The organism is Antiquaquibacter metalliresistens, from assembly GCF_029211225.1.
In the GTDB taxonomy this organism is placed as follows: Bacteria; Actinomycetota; Actinomycetes; order Actinomycetales; family Microbacteriaceae; genus Rhodoglobus; species Rhodoglobus metalliresistens.
This window is the reverse complement of the sequence record NZ_JARGEM010000004.1, coordinates 143,945-159,031: the sequence shown is the minus strand read 5'-3', so window position 1 is coordinate 159,031 and position 15,087 is coordinate 143,945. Positions and strand designations below refer to the sequence as shown.

Annotated in this window: 15 protein-coding genes; 8 read left to right on the top strand and 7 right to left on the bottom strand. The window is 67.9% G+C overall.

The features are described from left to right. Positions 1-35 precede the first annotated feature (35 nt). Together PYV02_RS08805 and galE are read right to left on the bottom strand one after the other, a co-directional pair. Complete coding sequence (locus tag PYV02_RS08805) at positions 36-359, bottom strand: WhiB family transcriptional regulator (protein WP_275758237.1); 324 nt, start codon at positions 357-359, stop codon at positions 36-38. Positions 360-468: 109 nt separating this feature from the next. Beyond that, positions 469-1,437 carry a UDP-glucose 4-epimerase GalE gene (gene galE / locus PYV02_RS08800; RefSeq protein ID WP_275758235.1) on the bottom strand — a complete coding sequence of 323 codons (969 nt, stop codon included), beginning with the start codon at positions 1,435-1,437 and terminating at the stop codon, positions 469-471. Between the two features lie 35 nt (positions 1,438-1,472). Between galE and PYV02_RS08795 the strand changes: the two genes are divergently transcribed. Continuing rightward, on the top strand, positions 1,473-2,798 hold the full coding sequence (locus PYV02_RS08795) for an O-antigen ligase family protein (RefSeq protein ID WP_275758233.1): 1,326 nt from the start codon (positions 1,473-1,475) through the stop codon (positions 2,796-2,798). Positions 2,799-3,003: 205 nt separating this feature from the next. Beyond that, positions 3,004-3,957: a GlxA family transcriptional regulator gene (locus tag PYV02_RS08790; RefSeq protein ID WP_275758232.1), complete on the top strand. Its 954-nt coding sequence runs from the start codon at positions 3,004-3,006 to the stop codon at positions 3,955-3,957. Here the strand turns inward: PYV02_RS08790 and manA are convergent. After that, the gene (gene manA / locus PYV02_RS08785; RefSeq protein WP_275758230.1) at positions 3,954-5,066 is read right to left on the bottom strand and encodes a mannose-6-phosphate isomerase, class I; all 1,113 of its coding nucleotides are present in this window, start codon (positions 5,064-5,066) and stop codon (positions 3,954-3,956) included. The two genes, PYV02_RS08790 and manA, sit on opposite strands and share 4 nt — an antisense overlap. Positions 5,067-5,119: 53 nt before the next feature. Here manA and PYV02_RS08780 point away from each other — a divergent pair, with 53 nt between their 5' ends. Then, on the top strand, positions 5,120-6,424 hold the full coding sequence (locus PYV02_RS08780; protein WP_275758228.1) for an O-antigen ligase family protein: 1,305 nt from the start codon (positions 5,120-5,122) through the stop codon (positions 6,422-6,424). Here PYV02_RS08780 and PYV02_RS08775 read toward each other — a convergent pair. The 3 genes from PYV02_RS08775 to PYV02_RS08765 form a co-directional block, all read right to left on the bottom strand. Continuing rightward, positions 6,421-7,365, bottom strand: coding sequence for a GDP-mannose 4,6-dehydratase (locus PYV02_RS08775; protein WP_275758226.1), 945 nt, complete (start codon positions 7,363-7,365; stop codon positions 6,421-6,423). The two genes, PYV02_RS08780 and PYV02_RS08775, sit on opposite strands and share 4 nt — an antisense overlap. Continuing rightward, entirely contained in the window at positions 7,362-8,351 is a 990-nt protein-coding gene (locus tag PYV02_RS08770; RefSeq protein WP_275758224.1) for a GDP-mannose 4,6-dehydratase, read from the bottom strand. The genes PYV02_RS08775 and PYV02_RS08770 overlap by 4 nt, the downstream gene beginning before the upstream one ends. Positions 8,352-8,415: 64 nt before the next feature. Then, positions 8,416-9,663 (bottom strand): MATE family efflux transporter, encoded by a 1,248-nt coding sequence (locus PYV02_RS08765; RefSeq protein ID WP_275758222.1) that lies wholly within the window; start codon positions 9,661-9,663, stop codon positions 8,416-8,418. Between the two features lie 130 nt (positions 9,664-9,793). Between PYV02_RS08765 and PYV02_RS08760 the strand changes: the two genes are divergently transcribed. From PYV02_RS08760 to PYV02_RS08745, 4 genes are read left to right on the top strand one after another with little or no spacing between them, the layout of a single operon-like run. Continuing rightward, positions 9,794-10,396: an acyltransferase gene (locus PYV02_RS08760; RefSeq protein WP_275758220.1), complete on the top strand. Its 603-nt coding sequence runs from the start codon at positions 9,794-9,796 to the stop codon at positions 10,394-10,396. Then, complete coding sequence (locus PYV02_RS08755) at positions 10,393-11,490, top strand: DegT/DnrJ/EryC1/StrS family aminotransferase (RefSeq protein WP_275758218.1); 1,098 nt, start codon at positions 10,393-10,395, stop codon at positions 11,488-11,490. Before PYV02_RS08760 ends, PYV02_RS08755 begins: the two co-directional genes overlap by 4 nt. Then, positions 11,487-12,470 (top strand): Gfo/Idh/MocA family protein, encoded by a 984-nt coding sequence (locus PYV02_RS08750; RefSeq protein WP_275758706.1) that lies wholly within the window; start codon positions 11,487-11,489, stop codon positions 12,468-12,470. Before PYV02_RS08755 ends, PYV02_RS08750 begins: the two co-directional genes overlap by 4 nt. A gap of 56 nt (positions 12,471-12,526) precedes the next feature. Then, positions 12,527-13,426 (top strand): class I SAM-dependent methyltransferase, encoded by a 900-nt coding sequence (locus PYV02_RS08745; protein ID WP_275758216.1) that lies wholly within the window; start codon positions 12,527-12,529, stop codon positions 13,424-13,426. Here the strand turns inward: PYV02_RS08745 and PYV02_RS08740 are convergent. Next, a complete protein-coding gene (locus tag PYV02_RS08740) occupies positions 13,423-14,553 on the bottom strand; it encodes an acyltransferase family protein (RefSeq protein WP_275758214.1) in 1,131 nt (376 codons plus the stop codon). The two genes, PYV02_RS08745 and PYV02_RS08740, sit on opposite strands and share 4 nt — an antisense overlap. A gap of 313 nt (positions 14,554-14,866) precedes the next feature. On the opposite strand from PYV02_RS08740, the gene PYV02_RS08735 reads away from it, so the two are divergent. Next, entirely contained in the window at positions 14,867-15,025 is a 159-nt protein-coding gene (locus PYV02_RS08735) for a hypothetical protein (protein ID WP_275758212.1), read from the top strand. Positions 15,026-15,087: the final 62 nt, after the last annotated feature.

Here is a 15,087-nt window from a genome sequence, read left to right as displayed (position 1 = left end):
GGCCCCGCGGTGACGCGCGGGTCGCGCGAAGCTTGCTAGGCGCGCTTGCGCAGCTTACGACGCTCGCGCTCGGACAGGCCGCCCCAGATGCCGAACCGCTCGTCGTTGGCGAGTGCGTACTCGAGGCACTGCGCCTTGACCTCGCAGGATGCGCAGATCTTCTTCGCGTCGCGCGTCGAGCCGCCCTTCTCGGGGAAGAACGCCTCCGGATCGGTCTGGGCGCACAGCGAGTCGGTCTGCCAGGCGAGCGGATTCTCGTCCTCGTCGAGGAGCGGCTTGCGCACCCCGGGTACGCCGAGGCGGACGGGGTCGACGAACCAGTCGTCCGGCACCCCCGAGCGGTATCCCGTGTTCGCCATCAGTCTCTCCCCTCCGCGTCGGCCCACCGGCCCGCCGCGTTAGGGATAATTACACCCGTGTAGTTACCTCGGAGTCAAGTCGCAGATCATAAATGCCTCGACCGCTCGTTCAGGGTTGGAGCGCACGGCGTGTTGCGGTCCATTGCGAGGAGACCATCGACTGCAGGTCGTGCCGCATCGCCCAGTCCAGGTCGCGCGCGGCGAGCTCGCCGGTCGCCACGATGCGCGCCGGGTCACCAGGCCTGCGGGGCGCGATCTCCGGGGTGAACGGGATGCCCGTCACCGCCGAGATCGTCGTCATGATCTCTCCGACCGAACTGCCCGAGCCGCTGCCGAGGTTGTAGGCGGGCTCGAGTGGCTCCCCCGCCGCGAGCCGCCGGGCCGCCGCGACGTGCGCGAGGGCGAGGTCGGAGACGTGGATGTAGTCGCGCACGTTCGTACCGTCGGGCGTCGGGTAGTCGTCGCCGTTGATCCGCGGGGTGCGACCCTCGACCAGTGCAGTGAACACGAGCGGAAAGAGGTTGTGCGGGCTCGAGTCGTAGAGCGACTCGTCGCCGGATCCGACCACGTTGAAGTAGCGCAGCGAGGTGTGCCGCAATCCGCGCGCGACCGCCTGATCGGCGAGCAGCCATTCACCGATGAGCTTCGATTCGCCGTAGGGCGACTGCGGCCGGCGCGGGGTCTGCTCGGTCACGAGCTCCGTGTCGGGGGTGCCGTAGACGGCGGCGCTGGAGGAGAACACGATGGCCGAGACATCCCGCTCCTCCATCGCCGCGAGCAGGGTCGCCGTGCCCGTGACGTTCTGACGATAGGTGTGCAGGGGCTCGCGCACGGAGACGCCGGCGTACTTGAATCCCGCCACGTGGATGACCCCGTCCACGTCGTGCCGCTCCATCGTGCGCAGCAGCAGGTCGCCGTCGAGGATCGAGCCACGAACGAACGGCACCCCCGTGGGCACGAAGTCCTCATGGCCACTCGACAGGTCGTCGAGCACGACGGGGTCGAGATCGGATGCCGCGAGCGCACGCACCACGTGCGCCCCGATGTAACCGGCACCGCCGGTGACGAGCCAGGTCATAGCACCACGTTAGCGCGAGCGCATAGCCTTGCGTGATGCGACTCCTCGACAGCCCGCGGGTTCGATCGGTGTTCCTGGTGCTCCTGCTCAGCCTGCTGCTGGCCGGAGACGCCTGGCGCTATGCGGCCGGCTGGTGGGTGTACGGGGTGCTCGCCGTGATCGCCGCCGCATTCTCGGTGCTGATGCTCGTGGCGCACCGCGACCGGTGGCGCATCGGAGCGCTTCCCTACCCGCTGCTGGTGTTCCTGGTGCTCGCCACGGCATCGCTGGCGTGGTCCTTCTACCCGGCCGCGACGGCCCTCGGTCTGCTCAGCACCTGGCTGGTGACCGTGGCAGCGCTCTGGCTCGCCGTCGGCTACCGCTGGCAGGAGTTCGTGCGTGGGCTCGGCACCCTGCTGCGCATCGTGCTCGGGGCGTCGATCGTCTTCGAACTGTTCGTCGCCCTCGTGCTGCGGCGCCCGATCCTTCCGCTGTTCATCCAGCCGGGGGTGGACTACTCGGACTACGAGAAGCTCCCGAAGATGCTGTACTGGTCGCGCAACGAGCTCTTCGAGGTGTTCGACGAGGGTCGCATCCAGGGCATCGTGGGCAACGCCAACCATCTCGGGATGCTCGCGGCCCTGGGCGTGATCGTGTTCGCGATCCAGCTCGCCGATCGGTCGACGCGGCGCTCGTGGACCGTGCTCTGGCTCGCCCTCGCCGGTGTGACGCTGCTGCTGACCCGATCGGCCACGGTCACACTCGCCCTCGCGGCGGCGGCGGTCGCCGTGCTCGCCGCAATCGTCGTGAGGCGTGCCGACACCCCCCGGCGACGGCGCATCGCCTACGGCACCATCGCGGCCGTGATCGCGGTCGGTGCCGCACTCGCGATCGTCTTCCGGTCGTCGCTGCTGGGCGTGCTCGGCAAGAGCGCCGACTTCACCGGGCGCGTCGGCATCTGGGAGAAGGTGATCGAGCTCGCCGCCCAGCGCCCCGCCTTCGGCTGGGGTTGGGTGGGCTACTGGGTGCCCTGGGCGGAGCCGTTCGAGAATCTCGCGTTCCGCAACGGGGTGCGCCAGCTTCAGGCGCACGATGTCTGGCTCGACGTGTGGCTGCAGTTGGGCATCCTCGGCGTCGTCGTCTTCGCGGCCCTCGTGCTGTCTGCCGCGATCCGTTCCTGGACCTTCGCCATCGACCGCCCACAGTTCGGTCGTGCGCCCGCGGGGTCGTACACCGCCTGGGCCCTGCTCCCACTGGCGATCATCGTCGTGCTCCTGGTGCAGAGCGTGGCCGAAAGTAGGCTCATCACCGAGTACGGCTGGGCCTTCCTCGTGCTCATCGCGACCAAGACGAAGGTGCTCGAAGTCCCGAGCACCCGCTAGCCGGACTCCTCAGCGCCGCGGCACGCGACGAAACCCGTCGCGCACCGTCACGCGCATCGTCCCGAGGATCGCGAGTACGGCGAGCACCACGAGCGCCGTGAGGAGGAAGCCTGCACCAGTCATGGCAGAAACGCTACGGATTGCGAATTCTTGCCACGAGTGGCAGTATTGACATCCTTCGGTCGATTACTGCCAAGGAGTACGGATGCTGCGCAAGGTCGCCCTGCTCGCGATCCCAGGGCTCGCGCCCTTCGAGTTCGGCGTCATCTGCGAGGTGTTCGGCATCGACCGCAGCGAGACGGGCGGCCCGAGCTTCGAACTCGCCATCGTCACCGCGGACCCCGGCCCGGTGCGCACGAGCCTCGGCTTCACCATGGACATCACCCGCGGCCTCGAAGGCGCCGCCGATGCCGACCTGGTGGCGGTCCCCGCCCACGGCATCGGGCCCGTCGACGAGCGCTACCTCGAGGTGATCCGCGCTGCCGAGGCCCGGGGGGCCTGGGTGCTCAGCGTCTGCAGTGGAGCGTTCGCGCTGGCGCAGTCAGGCATCCTCGACGGCAGGCGGGCCACGACGCACTGGATGCACACCGACAAGCTCGCCGAGTGGTATCCGCGCACCACGGTCGACCCCGACGTGCTGTTCGTCGAGGACGGCAAGGTCGTGACCTCCGCGGGCACCGCCGCGGGCATCGACGCCGCCCTGCACATCGTGCGCAAGGAGCACGGCGCCGCGGCGACGAACGTCGTCGCGCGTCGCATGGTCGTACCCCCGCAGCGCGACGGCGGCCAGTCGCAGTACATCAACAGCCCCGTCGCCGAGGCCACGAGCGACTCCTTCGCCGCCGTGGCCGAATGGATGCTCGAGAACCTCGCCGAAGACCTCACCATCGACCAGCTCGCCCGCAAGGCGCTCATGTCCAGTCGCACCTTCGCGCGACGCTTCCGCGCCGAGATGGGCACCACCCCGGCGGCCTGGCTCAACCGGCAGCGGATCCTGCGCGCACAGCACCTGCTGGAGGAGTCCGATCTGCCGCTCGAGACCATCGCCCAGCAGACCGGGTTCGGCTCCGCCGCCGTCATGCGGCACCACTTCGTGAAGGTGCTGCAGGTCTCTCCCCTGGCCTACCGCCGCGCGTTCGGAGCGCGCGAGGCCGGCTAGCCGGTCGTCGCGACGAAGAGCAGGCCGCTGCCGCGCACGGCGAGTTCGGCCTCGTCCGCGCTGACGTAGGTGGCATCCCCCCGCGCCAGTTCGGCAGCTTCACGCTCGCCGGCGAGGGCGAACGAGCCCTGCACGCACAGCGCGATCGCCGGCCCGGTCAGGGGCACCACGGCATCCCCCTCGATCACGACGAGCTCGAAATCGGGCACGTCGGGGGCGAAGACGGCCACCCCGGGCTGCGGTCGCGCGGGCTCCAGGTAGGGCACCGGCACCGGCCGGAAATCGAGCACCTCGAGCAGTTCGGGCACGTCGACGTGCTTGGGCGTCAGGCCGCCGCGCAGCACGTTGTCGGAGGAGGCCATGAGCTCGATGCCCACCCCCGAGAGATAGGCGTGGATGTTCCCCGCGCGCAGGTACAGCGCCTGTCCGCGCTCGAGGGTCACCCGGTGCAGCATGAGCGAGATGGCGATACCGGGGTCGCCGGGGTAGGCGACCGCGAGCTCGCGCACGGTGGTCATGGCGGCGGTCGCGTCATCCGCGAGTTCGACGAGCGCCGACACCAGCTCGTCGACGCCCTCGCCGCGCGTGATGAGCCAGGCGAAGGTGTCGCGGATCGCGTCGTCGCCGCTGAGCCGATCGATCCATGCCTGGATGGGCGCCGACGGCCCCCGGCGTTCGAGCAGCCGTTCGAGGCTCGCGCGGGTCTCCGCGGCGGGGCGGAACCCGCTGAGCGCCTCGAAGCGCTCGCTCAGCGCGTAGATGAGCTCCGGCTTGTGGAACGCGTCCCGGTAGTTGCGGTGCGGCGCATCCACGGGGATGCCCGCCGCCTCCTCGCGCGCGAAGCCCGCCTGCGCCTGGGCCATCGTCGGGTGCGCCTGCAGCGAGAGGGGCGATCCGGCGGCGAGCACCTTGAGCAGGAACGGCAGACCGCCCACGGCCTCCAGCAGCGTGCCCTCGGAACCGACGATCCGGCTGGGCGAACCCGGATGGGTTCCGAGCCACAGCTCGGCCTCGGTGCGACCGGATGCCTCGGCACCGAGCAGCGCGGAGATCGCCCCGTCGGCGCCCCAGGCGTAGTCGCGGGGGGTATTAGCGATCGGCAGGAACATGCCACCACGGTACCAAGGGCGCATTCCCGGCCCGCCCCGCTAGCGTAGGGCCGATGGATCTGACACCCCGCAGCGGCACTCGAGCGGCGCTCGAGTCGTTCCTCGCGGACCCTCGCCTGTCTTCGGCACTGTCGTTCACCATCATCACCGCGACGATCGCCGCGGATCCGGTGCGACGTCTGATCGGCTGGCCGGGCTACGGTGCCGCGCTCGTGGTGCTCGTCCTGCTCGCCGGGGCGAGCCTGTTCGCCCGCCGCGGCACGCTCGAATGGCGTGGCCTGCTGCCGGTCTCGCTCCTGGTGTTCGTCGGGTGGTGCGGCCTGACGATCCTCTGGACGGCGCAGCAGTGGTCCGCCCTCGGCGGAGTCGCCCACCAGGTGGCCGTGGCGTTCCTCGCGGTCTACGTCGCGCTGGTGCGCGACCTCATCCAGGTGATCCGGGACTTCGGCGACGTGCTGCGCGGGTACCTCGCGATCTCACTCGCCCTCGAGATCTTCGCAGGGCTCCTCATCGACCAGCCGATCGAATGGCTCGGCATCGATGGCGACCTGGCCGCCGGGGGGCCGATCCAGGGACTCGCCGGCAACCGCAATCAACTCGGCCTGATCGCCGTCATCGCGCTGATCACCTTCGCGATCGAGACGAACACCCGGTCGATCCCCACCATGCTCGGCGTGTTCTCGCTCATCGGTGCGACGGCGACCCTGCTGCTGACCGGATCCCCCGTGGCGATCGGCACCGCTCTCGCTGTCGCGATCGCGACCGGCGTGATCCTGGCGCTGCGCACCGTGCCGGATTCCCGGCGGCGCTTCTGGGACATCGCCGTCGCTGCCGTCGCCGTGGTCGCGATCATCGTCGTGTTCGCCAGCCGCCAGGGGATCGTGCGGGTGCTGAGCGCTGCGACGGAGGTCGAGTCGCGTCTCGAGCTCTGGCGTTCCCTGGGCGCGCTCATCCCCTTCCACCAGCTCGAGGGCTGGGGCTGGGTGGGCATCTGGCGCGCGGATCAGACTCCGTATGCCGGCCTCGGCGTGACCGAGGGCCTGCACGGATCGGCCCTCAACGCCTACGTGGACGTCGTGTTCCAGGCCGGGCTGGTCGGCCTGTTCGCCTTCATCGTGCTGGTCGGCCTGGGCTTCGTCCGATCGTGGCTCGTCGCCACCCGCCGCAAGACCGTGTCCTACCTGTGGCCGGCGCTCGTGATGGTCGCGCTGCTGGTCACCTCCCTGGCCGAGAGCTCCGTGCTCGTCGACTTCGGATGGCTGACCCTCGTGGTCTGCATCACGCGCGCGGCCCAGACGATGAGCTGGCGGTCGGCGTGGATGGCGACGCAGAGCACCGACCTTCCGCGCGGGCGTTAGCTCGGGGCATCCAGCCGCGCCAGGTCGGCGTCGACCATGGCGCTGACGATCTGCTCGAAGTCGTGGCTCGGGCGCCAGCCGAGCACCCGCCGGGCCTTCGCCGCGTCGCCGCGCTGCTCGGGAGCGTCTCCGGCGCGCAGCAGCGTGTCGTCCACGTCCACGTACGCCCGCCAATCGGCGATGCCTGCGCGGGCGAACGCCAGCGCGACGAAGTCCTCCACCGAGTGGGCGACACCGGTGGCGATCACGTAGTCACCGGGTGCATCGGCACCGGCCGCGAGCTGCAGCGCCTCGACGTAGTCGGGGGCCCAACCCCAGTCCCGTCGCGCCGCGAGATTGCCGAGTGCGAGGCGATCCTGCAGCCCGCGCGAGATGCGGGCGGCAGCGGCGGTGATCTTGCGGGTGACGAAGGTCTCGGGTCGCCTCGGTGACTCGTGGTTGTAGAGGATGACGGAGCTCGCGTGCATGCCCGCACCGCGATAGACACCGACGAGACCGTGCGCGTACGCCTTCGCAGCGCCATACGGCGATGTCGGCCGCACCGGCGTGGACTCGTTCTGCGGTGCCGTCTCGGGCGAGCCGAATATCTCGGCGCTCGAGGCCTGCACGAACCGGATGCCCTCGCCGAGCGACCGCGCCGCCGCGAGCAGCTCGGCCACCGCCAGGGCGTTCACCCGCGCGGTGACGGTCGGCTCCTCCCAGGAGCGGAACACGGAGCTCACCGCCGCCAGGTTGTAGATCACGTCCGGTCGCACCTCCGACACCACGGCCGCAAGGCCGCCCTCCTCGGCGAAGTCCACCCGGTGCGGTTGCACCCCCGCGGTCACCGTCTCGCCGATGTCGCGAACGACGCCGTGCACCTCCTGCCCGGCGCTCACGAGCGCCTCCGCGAGATAGCTGCCGTCCTGGCCCGTGACGCCGGTGACGAGTGCGCGCATCATGCCCGGTCGGCGAGGAGCTTCTGCTCGGCGACGTCGGCATCCACCATCATCGCGACGAGTTCGGCGAAGCCGACCTTCGGCTGCCAGCCGAGTCGCTCGCGGGCCTTGGCCGAGTCACCGACGAGCAGGTCGACCTCCGCAGGACGCATGAAGCGCGGGTCCTGCTTGACGTAGCCCGACCAGTCGGTGATGCCGACCGCGGCGAACGCGGCATCCAGCAGATCACGGATGGAGTGGGTCTCGCCGGTGGAGATCACATAGTCGTCGGCCTCGGGCTGCTGCAGCATGAGCCACATCGCCTCGACGTAGTCCCCTGCGAAGCCCCAGTCGCGCTGCGCGTCGAGGTTGCCGAGCACGAGCGAGTCCTGCAGGCCGAGCGAGATGCGCGCGACCGCCTGCGAGACCTTGCGCGTGACGAACTCCGGCCCGCGCCTGGGCGACTCGTGGTTGAACAGCACGCCGGACGAGGCGTGCATGCCATAGGACTCGCGGTAGTTGATCGTCATGTAGTGGCCGTAGACCTTCGCGACGCCGTAGGGCGAACGCGGCCAGAGCAGCGTGTCCTCGTTCTGCGGCACGGACTGCACCTTGCCGAACATCTCCGAGCTGGATGCCTGGTAGAACCGCACCTCGCGGCCCGTGGCATCCGAGTGCAACCGAACGGCCTCGAGCGCGTTGAGCACGCCCGTGCCCGTGACCTCGGTGGTGAGGTGCGCGTTCTCCCACGAGTAGGCGACGAATGAGATGGCGCCCAGGTTGTAGAACTCGTCGGGCTGCGCGACGGCGAGCGCCCGGATGAGGCTCGAGAGGTCGGTGAGGTCGCCGGTGAGCACCTTGACGTCGGGGACGAGCTCCTCGAGCAGCGCGAGCTTCGGGTTGTTCTGGCCGCGCATGAGGCCGTAGACCTCGTAGCCCTTCGACAGGAGCAACTCGGACAGGTACAGGCCGTCCTGGCCGGTGATGCCGGTGATGAGGGCGCGGGGCATGGTTTCCTTCATCTGTCGTCGCCCACAGGCGATCCCGTTTCAGCGCGAGGCGGGTGCCTCAACGCTACTCGACGCGCGGCGCAGGGACAGCGCGGGGCCAACGGCGCAACACGAAGATCGCCTGGCATGTGACCGACACGGCCTCGCCGAGCGCGAGCCCCCAGGCGCCGCCCGCGGAACCGAACTGGGCGGCGAGGAGGAGGATGGCCGGCACCCCTATCCCCGCTCCCAGCAGCACGCTCGTCATGAACTCTCTTCGAGCGCCGAGTGCGACGAGGGTGACGCGTCCGAGCGCAGTGCCGAGCGCGATACCGAGCGTCGCGACCCCGAACCCGAGCGCTGTGGTCTCGTTGATCGCCACCGCAGCGCCGAACAACCACCCTGACAACCATGACCCGAGGAAGGCGAACCCCAACAACCCGGCCAAGCCCAAGCTGAGATGGAGGACCAGGGCGCGACGCACACGATGCGCGAACTCGCGCCGGTCTTCCTCGACGACCCATGGTTGCAGGGCGTTGCCGAGCGCCGAGACCGAGTACTGCCCGATTCTGTAGAGCTTGTCACCTGAGACGTAGCTGGCGGCCTGGGCGACAGACGCGGTGAGACTGACGAATGTCACCGCGAGGGAGTTGTACGCGCCCGCCGCGACCTCAGTTACGAGCGCGCTTCGGTTGGCCAGCAACACCCTGCGCACGGTGCCCGGGTCGGCGCGCACCAGCTCGCGCATCGGCACCGTTCGCAACAGGAACCCAATCACGCTCACGAGTGCGGCCAGCACCAGCAGGATGGGGTACCAGATCACTTCGCCGAGCAACACGAGCACCGCGGCAGCGATGAGCGTCGCCACAATCCTCGGCAAGATCTCGTACAGAACGATGAGCCCGGCCCGCCCCAAACCGATCATGAACCACGACGATGAGAGGCCCGTCAGCACCATCGCGAGGCTCATGAGGCCCGCCTCAAGTCGGTGGGATGCCGGCGCAACGAGCACCGCGATGGCGACGGCGAGCACTCCCGCTGGTATGAGGATCGTGGTGCGTGCGCGAACGCTCACGATCAGCAGCTCCCGCCGCTCCGCAGCCGCGGCGAGGGCAACCATCGTAGGACCGACCGTGTTGTAGCCGAGTGCGACGAATAGCGCTCCGAAGGCGCCGACCGACTGTCCGACGGCGATTGCGAGCCACGCATCGGGCCCCGCAACGCGAGCGAGCAATGGGAGGAAGAGAAAGGGAGTGACGAGTGACAGGAAGGGCAGCCCGGCGAAGGCGAGCACCCGCTTCGGCAGGCTCGCACCCGCAGTACTGGGCGTCACCGCCAAGTGCGAGCCGAACCGTGATGTGCCATACGCACCACACTATTGGCCATTCGGGATCATGAGTGGGGCTCTCTGAGACAACTACTACGATGGACGCTGGCGTCCGCCTCAATCCCTGGAGTCACCTATGAGCAACCCCTCCCGCGTGCATTCGACCGCTGACGTTGCCGCGAGCGCCGAGATCGCGGCGAGCGCGAGGGTTTGGCACTACGCGCAGGTGCGTGAGCACGCGAAGCTCGGCGAGAACGTGATCGTTGGCCGTGGCGCCTACGTCGGCACCGGCGTCGAGGTCGGCGACAACTGCAAGATCCAGAACTACGCCCTCGTCTACGAACCCGCCAGCCTTGCGAACGGGGTCTTCATCGGCCCCGCCGTGGTGCTCACCAACGACCACTTCCCTCGTGCCATCAATGCCGACGGAACGCCGAAGTCCGCTGACGATTGGCACCCCGTCGGCGTCGAGATCCGCGAGGGCGCGTCGATCGGCGCGAGCGCGACGTGCGTGGCCCCCGTCACGATCGGTCGCTGGGCGCTCGTGGGCTCGGGCTCGGTCGTCGTCAAGGACGTGCCGGACTTCGCGCTCGTCGTCGGCAGCCCCGCGCGCCGAGTCGGGTGGGTTGGCAAGGCCGGTCTTCCGCTTGAGCCTGGTAACGACGACGAGTGGATCTGCCCGAAGACCGGCGACCGATACCTGGAGACCGACGGCGCTCTAAGAGAGGCGAACCTGTGAACGACTTCATCCCCCCGGCAAAACCGATCATCGGCGACGAGGAGCGTGAGGCCGTTGATCGTGTGTTGCGCAGCGGCATGGTCGCGCAAGGACCGGAGGTCGCGGCATTCGAATCCGAGTTCGCTGCGCACTTCGTGGATGGCCGACCAACCGTCGCGGTCAACTCCGGCACTTCCGGGCTCCACCTCGGCCTCCTGGCAGCGGGTGTCGGGGCCGGCGATGAGGTCATCGTGCCATCGTTCACCTTCGCCGCGACGGGCAACTCCGTGGCGCTCGCGGGCGCTCGTCCGGTCTTCGTCGACATCGAGCCGAAGACCTTCACGCTTGACCCTGCAGCAGTCGAAGCCGCGATCACTCCGCGCACCAAGGGAATCATGCCGGTGCACCTCTACGGTCACCCGGCCAGGATGGTCGAGCTCGCCGCGATTGCGAGCAAGCACGGCGTCGCGCTCTATGAGGATGCCGCGCAGGCGCACGGCGCCTCGCTCAACGGCGCCCCGGTCGGCACTTTCGGTGCGTTCGCCATGTTCAGCCTCTACCCGACCAAGAACATGACCAGTGGCGAGGGTGGAATGGTCACCTGTGCCGACGACACGATCGCCCGCAACGTGCGGCTGCTTCGCAACCAAGGCATGGAGAAGCAGTACGAGAACGAGATCATCGGTTTCAACGCGCGGATGACCGACATCCACGCCGCGATCGGGCGCGTCCAGCTCACGAAGGTCGACGCCTGGACCGAGACTCGCCGATCCAATGCCGCGTTCCTCGATGCCAACCTGGAGAACGTGATTGTGCCTCCAGTCGCCGACGGAGCCCGCCACGTCTACCACCAGTACACGATCCGCGTCGGTGAGGACCGGGACGGATTCGTCACGGCACTGCGCGAGGAGTACCAGGTCGGCAGCGGGGTGTACTACCCGATCCCGAACCACCGCCTGCCCTCGCTCGCACCGTATGCGCCGGGACTCGACCTGCCGGAGACCGAGCGCGCCGCTCGCGAAGTCGTCTCGCTCCCGGTGCATCCGTCGCTCAGCACGGCTGATCTCGAGCGCATCGTCGCCGCGGTCAACGCGGTGGCGAAGGCTGGCGCCTGATGACGTTGCGAGCCGGTGTGCTCGGGCTCGGGGTCATGGGCCGCAATCACGCCCGTGTGCTGGCTGGCCTGGAGGGCGTCGAGTTCGTCGGTGTCTTCGACCCTGCGCCGAACGTTCCGGATCGGGTGCACGACCAGCCGGTGGTCCACGATCTCGAGGACCTGCTCGAGCTCGACCTCGACTACGCCATCGTGGCGGCGCCCACGATCTATCACCTCGAGATGGGCACACGGCTGGCTGAGGCAGGCGTTCACGCGCTGATCGAGAAGCCGGTCGCCTCAAGCGCCGAGCATGCGGCTGTGCTGCGCGACCTCTTCGCCGAGAAGGGGCTCGTCGGCGCCGTAGGGCACATCGAGCGATATAACCCCTCGCTGCAGGCGGCCCGGCAGCGCATCGAAGACGGCCTCATCGGTGAGATCTACCAGATCGCCACCCGTCGTCAGGGACCGTTTCCGGGCAGGATCGCGGATGTCGGGGTCATCAAAGATCTCGCATCGCACGACATCGACCTCACCGCCTGGGTTGCTCAACAGGACTACGTCTCCGTCAACGCCCGCACAGCGCATCGCAGCGGGCGACCGCACGAGGACATGGTCGTGGCGGTCGGCACCCTCTCGGGCGGCACGATCACCTCGCACACCGTGAACTGGCTAACCCCGTTCAAAGAGCGGGTCACGATCATCTCCGGCGAGAAGGGTGTGCTGGTCGCCGATACCCTCACCGCTGATCTCACGCACTTTGAGAACGGCACGGTGCGCAACACGTGGGATCAGGCGGCGGTGTTCCGCGGGGTCTCTGAGGGCGACATGACCCGGTTCGCTCTCGACCGTAAAGAGCCTCTCCTCGCCGAGCACGAGGCATTCCGGGACTCGGTGCTCGCCCGCGAGCCGAAGGGCATCGTTACGCTCGCCGAGGGCACCCGGGTGGTCGAGATCGCCGAGCGGATGGTCGCCGACGGCGTCGAGCGGCGGCTGGGTTAGCCGCGGCGCGGCTGACGCCCTTCTATTGGCTTTCCACACGAATCGGAGTCGAGACCTTGAGTAATCCAGACACCAACAACAAAGAGCAGACCGCCAAGAGCTTCAGCGAGAAGTGGCACAACAATCGCCAGCTGGCTTTTGACACGACCTCCGTTGAGAACTCCGATATTCAGAACTGGATCCTCACCCGAAACGGCCTCGGGAGCATCGAGGGTCTGAAGACGTGGCTCTCCAGGCGCACGCGCGTGCTTGATGCCGGGTGTGGCAACGGTCGCGTGACAGCGCTGCTTCGTCGGTATGCGCCAGACGACGCCCAGTTGGTCGGGATCGACCTGACAGCTGCGGATGTAGCGGCCGAGAACCTCGCCGGCGCACCCAACATGCACTTCGAGACGCGGGACCTGCTTGGCGACTTGACGGGTCTGGGCGAGTTCGACCTCATCTACTGCCAAGAAGTGCTGCACCACACCGGCGATCCGGCCGCGGCGTTCCAGAACCTGACCGGTCTTCTCGCTGAAGGCGGCGAGATCGCCATCTACGTCTACAAGATCAAGCCCGCTATTCGCGAGTTCAGCGACGACTACGTTCGCGACCGCATCTCGGGCCTCCCCTATGAAGAGGCCATGGCAGCGATGCGGCAGATCACGGAGCTCGGGCGCGCACTCTCGGACTTGAAGGTCGACGTCACGGTGCCAGAGGTGACGGTGCTCGACATCCCGGCGGGCACCTACGACGTTCAGCGCCTCATCTACAACTTCTTCACGAAGATGTTCTGGAGCCCAGAACTGGACTTCGAAGCCAACGCCGCGATCAACTACGACTGGTACCACCCGCAGCTCGCCACTCGACACACTTTGGAAGAAGTCGAGGGCTGGTTCGACGCGGCGAATCTCGACATCGTGCACCGTCTGGTGGATCCGTACGGGATCACGGTGCGGGGCGTTCGCTCGCGCTAGGGCGCGCTCTTCTCGGCGATCGGGGCGTCGACCCGGCTGAAGCGGGACTTCAGCCTGAGGAACGGGCTCTCGATCCAGCGGAAGGAGACTTCGCTGAAGGCCAGCACCACAGCGATGAGGACCACGCCGACGAGCGGCGCCGGTATGGCGGTCGAGGTGACCAACCAGGTGCCGAGCACCGCTGCTGGCCAGTGGTAGACGTAAATGCCGTAACTGCGTTGCCCCATCCAAACCGCGGCTCGGGTAGGCGCCCCAATCTCGGTCCGCGGCCGCTGCGTGAGCTTCACCAGAAGCCAGGTCCAGACCAATGCCACCGCAAGGTAAGTCCACGAGGCCGCCGCGCTTCCGAATACCCACTGTGGGTTGAGGACGGCGGCGCCAGCCAGGACGAGGGCCAGCACCCCCACGCCGCCCGCGACCCAGCGGCTGCTGGCGATTACGGCACGCACTCGCAACCATGGCAGCGACTGGTTGTAGTCAAGGGACGCGATCAGAATCCCGATCGCAAAGACGTCCAGGTGGGAGGTCGTGAAGTTCCAAACCGCCGGATACGGGAAGTGCTCGGAGACGAACAACCGGCTCACCGGGGCGATTGCAATCAGGGCGACAATGATCGGCCAACGCCATTTGAAGGCAACGAAAGCGAGGATGGGGATGAGGACATACAGCTGCTCCTCCGCACCCATCGACCAGAAATGGCTCAGGAATAGGCTGGGCTCGCGCCAACTAACCCAGTTGTAGGTGAATGTGGCAAGCCACGGAAGTCCCGAAACTGGCGTTGCCGTGATCAGCGAAACAACTATCACGACAAGAATGGCCAGGAAATACAGTGGCCAGATCCGCAGCGAGCGGCGAATCCAATACCGCTTCCAGACCTGCTTCTGGCCCGTACCGACCTCCTTGAGGAGGATGCCCATGAGCAGGTAGGCACTCAACAGGAAGAACCCGGTGACCCCGAACGATCCGAGCGAAAGCCCGTTTCGCATCAATGCGCCGATGCCCTCAGCGGGGAAGAAGAAGGGCGAAAAATGAGTGGCGACCACTCCGGCGACGCACGCGGCGCGAATGACATCCAGCCCAACCGACCGCTGTGACACTCGCTCTCCCCTGGCTTCACCGGTTGGCATGTGGATGATCGTTGTGCTGACGATGGACCAACGCCAATTGTAAAGGACGACGTGCGGTGGCCGGATCGGGCGAGGTTACGGCTGCGTCGCGATGGACGCCGCCGCCCCCGCGAGGGCGAACCCTGAGGAGTTGCTCCCGGCGAGCTGAGCCGTCAGGTACTTACCAACATCCGCCGCCGTCGAAACATACGTCGTCGCGTTGGCCCCACCAATCGCCACGCACCCCGACGGCACCGTCGTAAATGGAGCCGACACCGGCGCACTGCACCGCAACCACGCCTGCACGAACGTCGGGGCCGGAGAACCCGTCCACGTGCCCGTGTTCAACGTCCACGTCGAACCCACAACCGGCGAACCCGACACCGTCGGCGCAACCGTATTCGCCGGGGAAGCCGACGCCGCCCCCGTCACCGCCGTCGTGTTCACCGCCCCGGAAAGGGCGAACCCTGAGGAGTTGCTCCCGGCGAGCTGAGCCGTCAGGTACTTACCAACATCCGCCGCCGTCGAAACATACGTCGTCGCGTTGGCCCCACC

Excerpts from the sequence above, each read along its gene's own strand:
- PYV02_RS08775 (WP_275758226.1), bottom strand. The coding sequence starts at position 7,365 with ATGATGCGCGCACTCGTCACCGGCGTCACGGGCCAGGACGGCAGCTAT.
- PYV02_RS08805 (WP_275758237.1), bottom strand. The coding sequence starts at position 359 with ATGGCGAACACGGGATACCGCTCGGGGGTGCCGGACGACTGGTTCGTC.
- PYV02_RS08795 (WP_275758233.1), top strand. The coding sequence starts at position 1,473 with ATGCGACTCCTCGACAGCCCGCGGGTTCGATCGGTGTTCCTGGTGCTC.
- manA (WP_275758230.1), bottom strand. The coding sequence starts at position 5,066 with ATGTTCCTGCCGATCGCTAATACCCCCCGCGACTACGCCTGGGGCGCC.
- galE (WP_275758235.1), bottom strand. The coding sequence starts at position 1,437 with ATGACCTGGCTCGTCACCGGCGGTGCCGGTTACATCGGGGCGCACGTG.
- PYV02_RS08780 (WP_275758228.1), top strand. The coding sequence starts at position 5,120 with ATGGATCTGACACCCCGCAGCGGCACTCGAGCGGCGCTCGAGTCGTTC.
- PYV02_RS08790 (WP_275758232.1), top strand. The coding sequence starts at position 3,004 with ATGCTGCGCAAGGTCGCCCTGCTCGCGATCCCAGGGCTCGCGCCCTTC.
- PYV02_RS08770 (WP_275758224.1), bottom strand. The coding sequence starts at position 8,351 with ATGCCCCGCGCCCTCATCACCGGCATCACCGGCCAGGACGGCCTGTAC.
- PYV02_RS08760 (WP_275758220.1), top strand. The coding sequence starts at position 9,794 with ATGAGCAACCCCTCCCGCGTGCATTCGACCGCTGACGTTGCCGCGAGC.
- PYV02_RS08740 (WP_275758214.1), bottom strand. The coding sequence starts at position 14,553 with ATGCCAACCGGTGAAGCCAGGGGAGAGCGAGTGTCACAGCGGTCGGTT.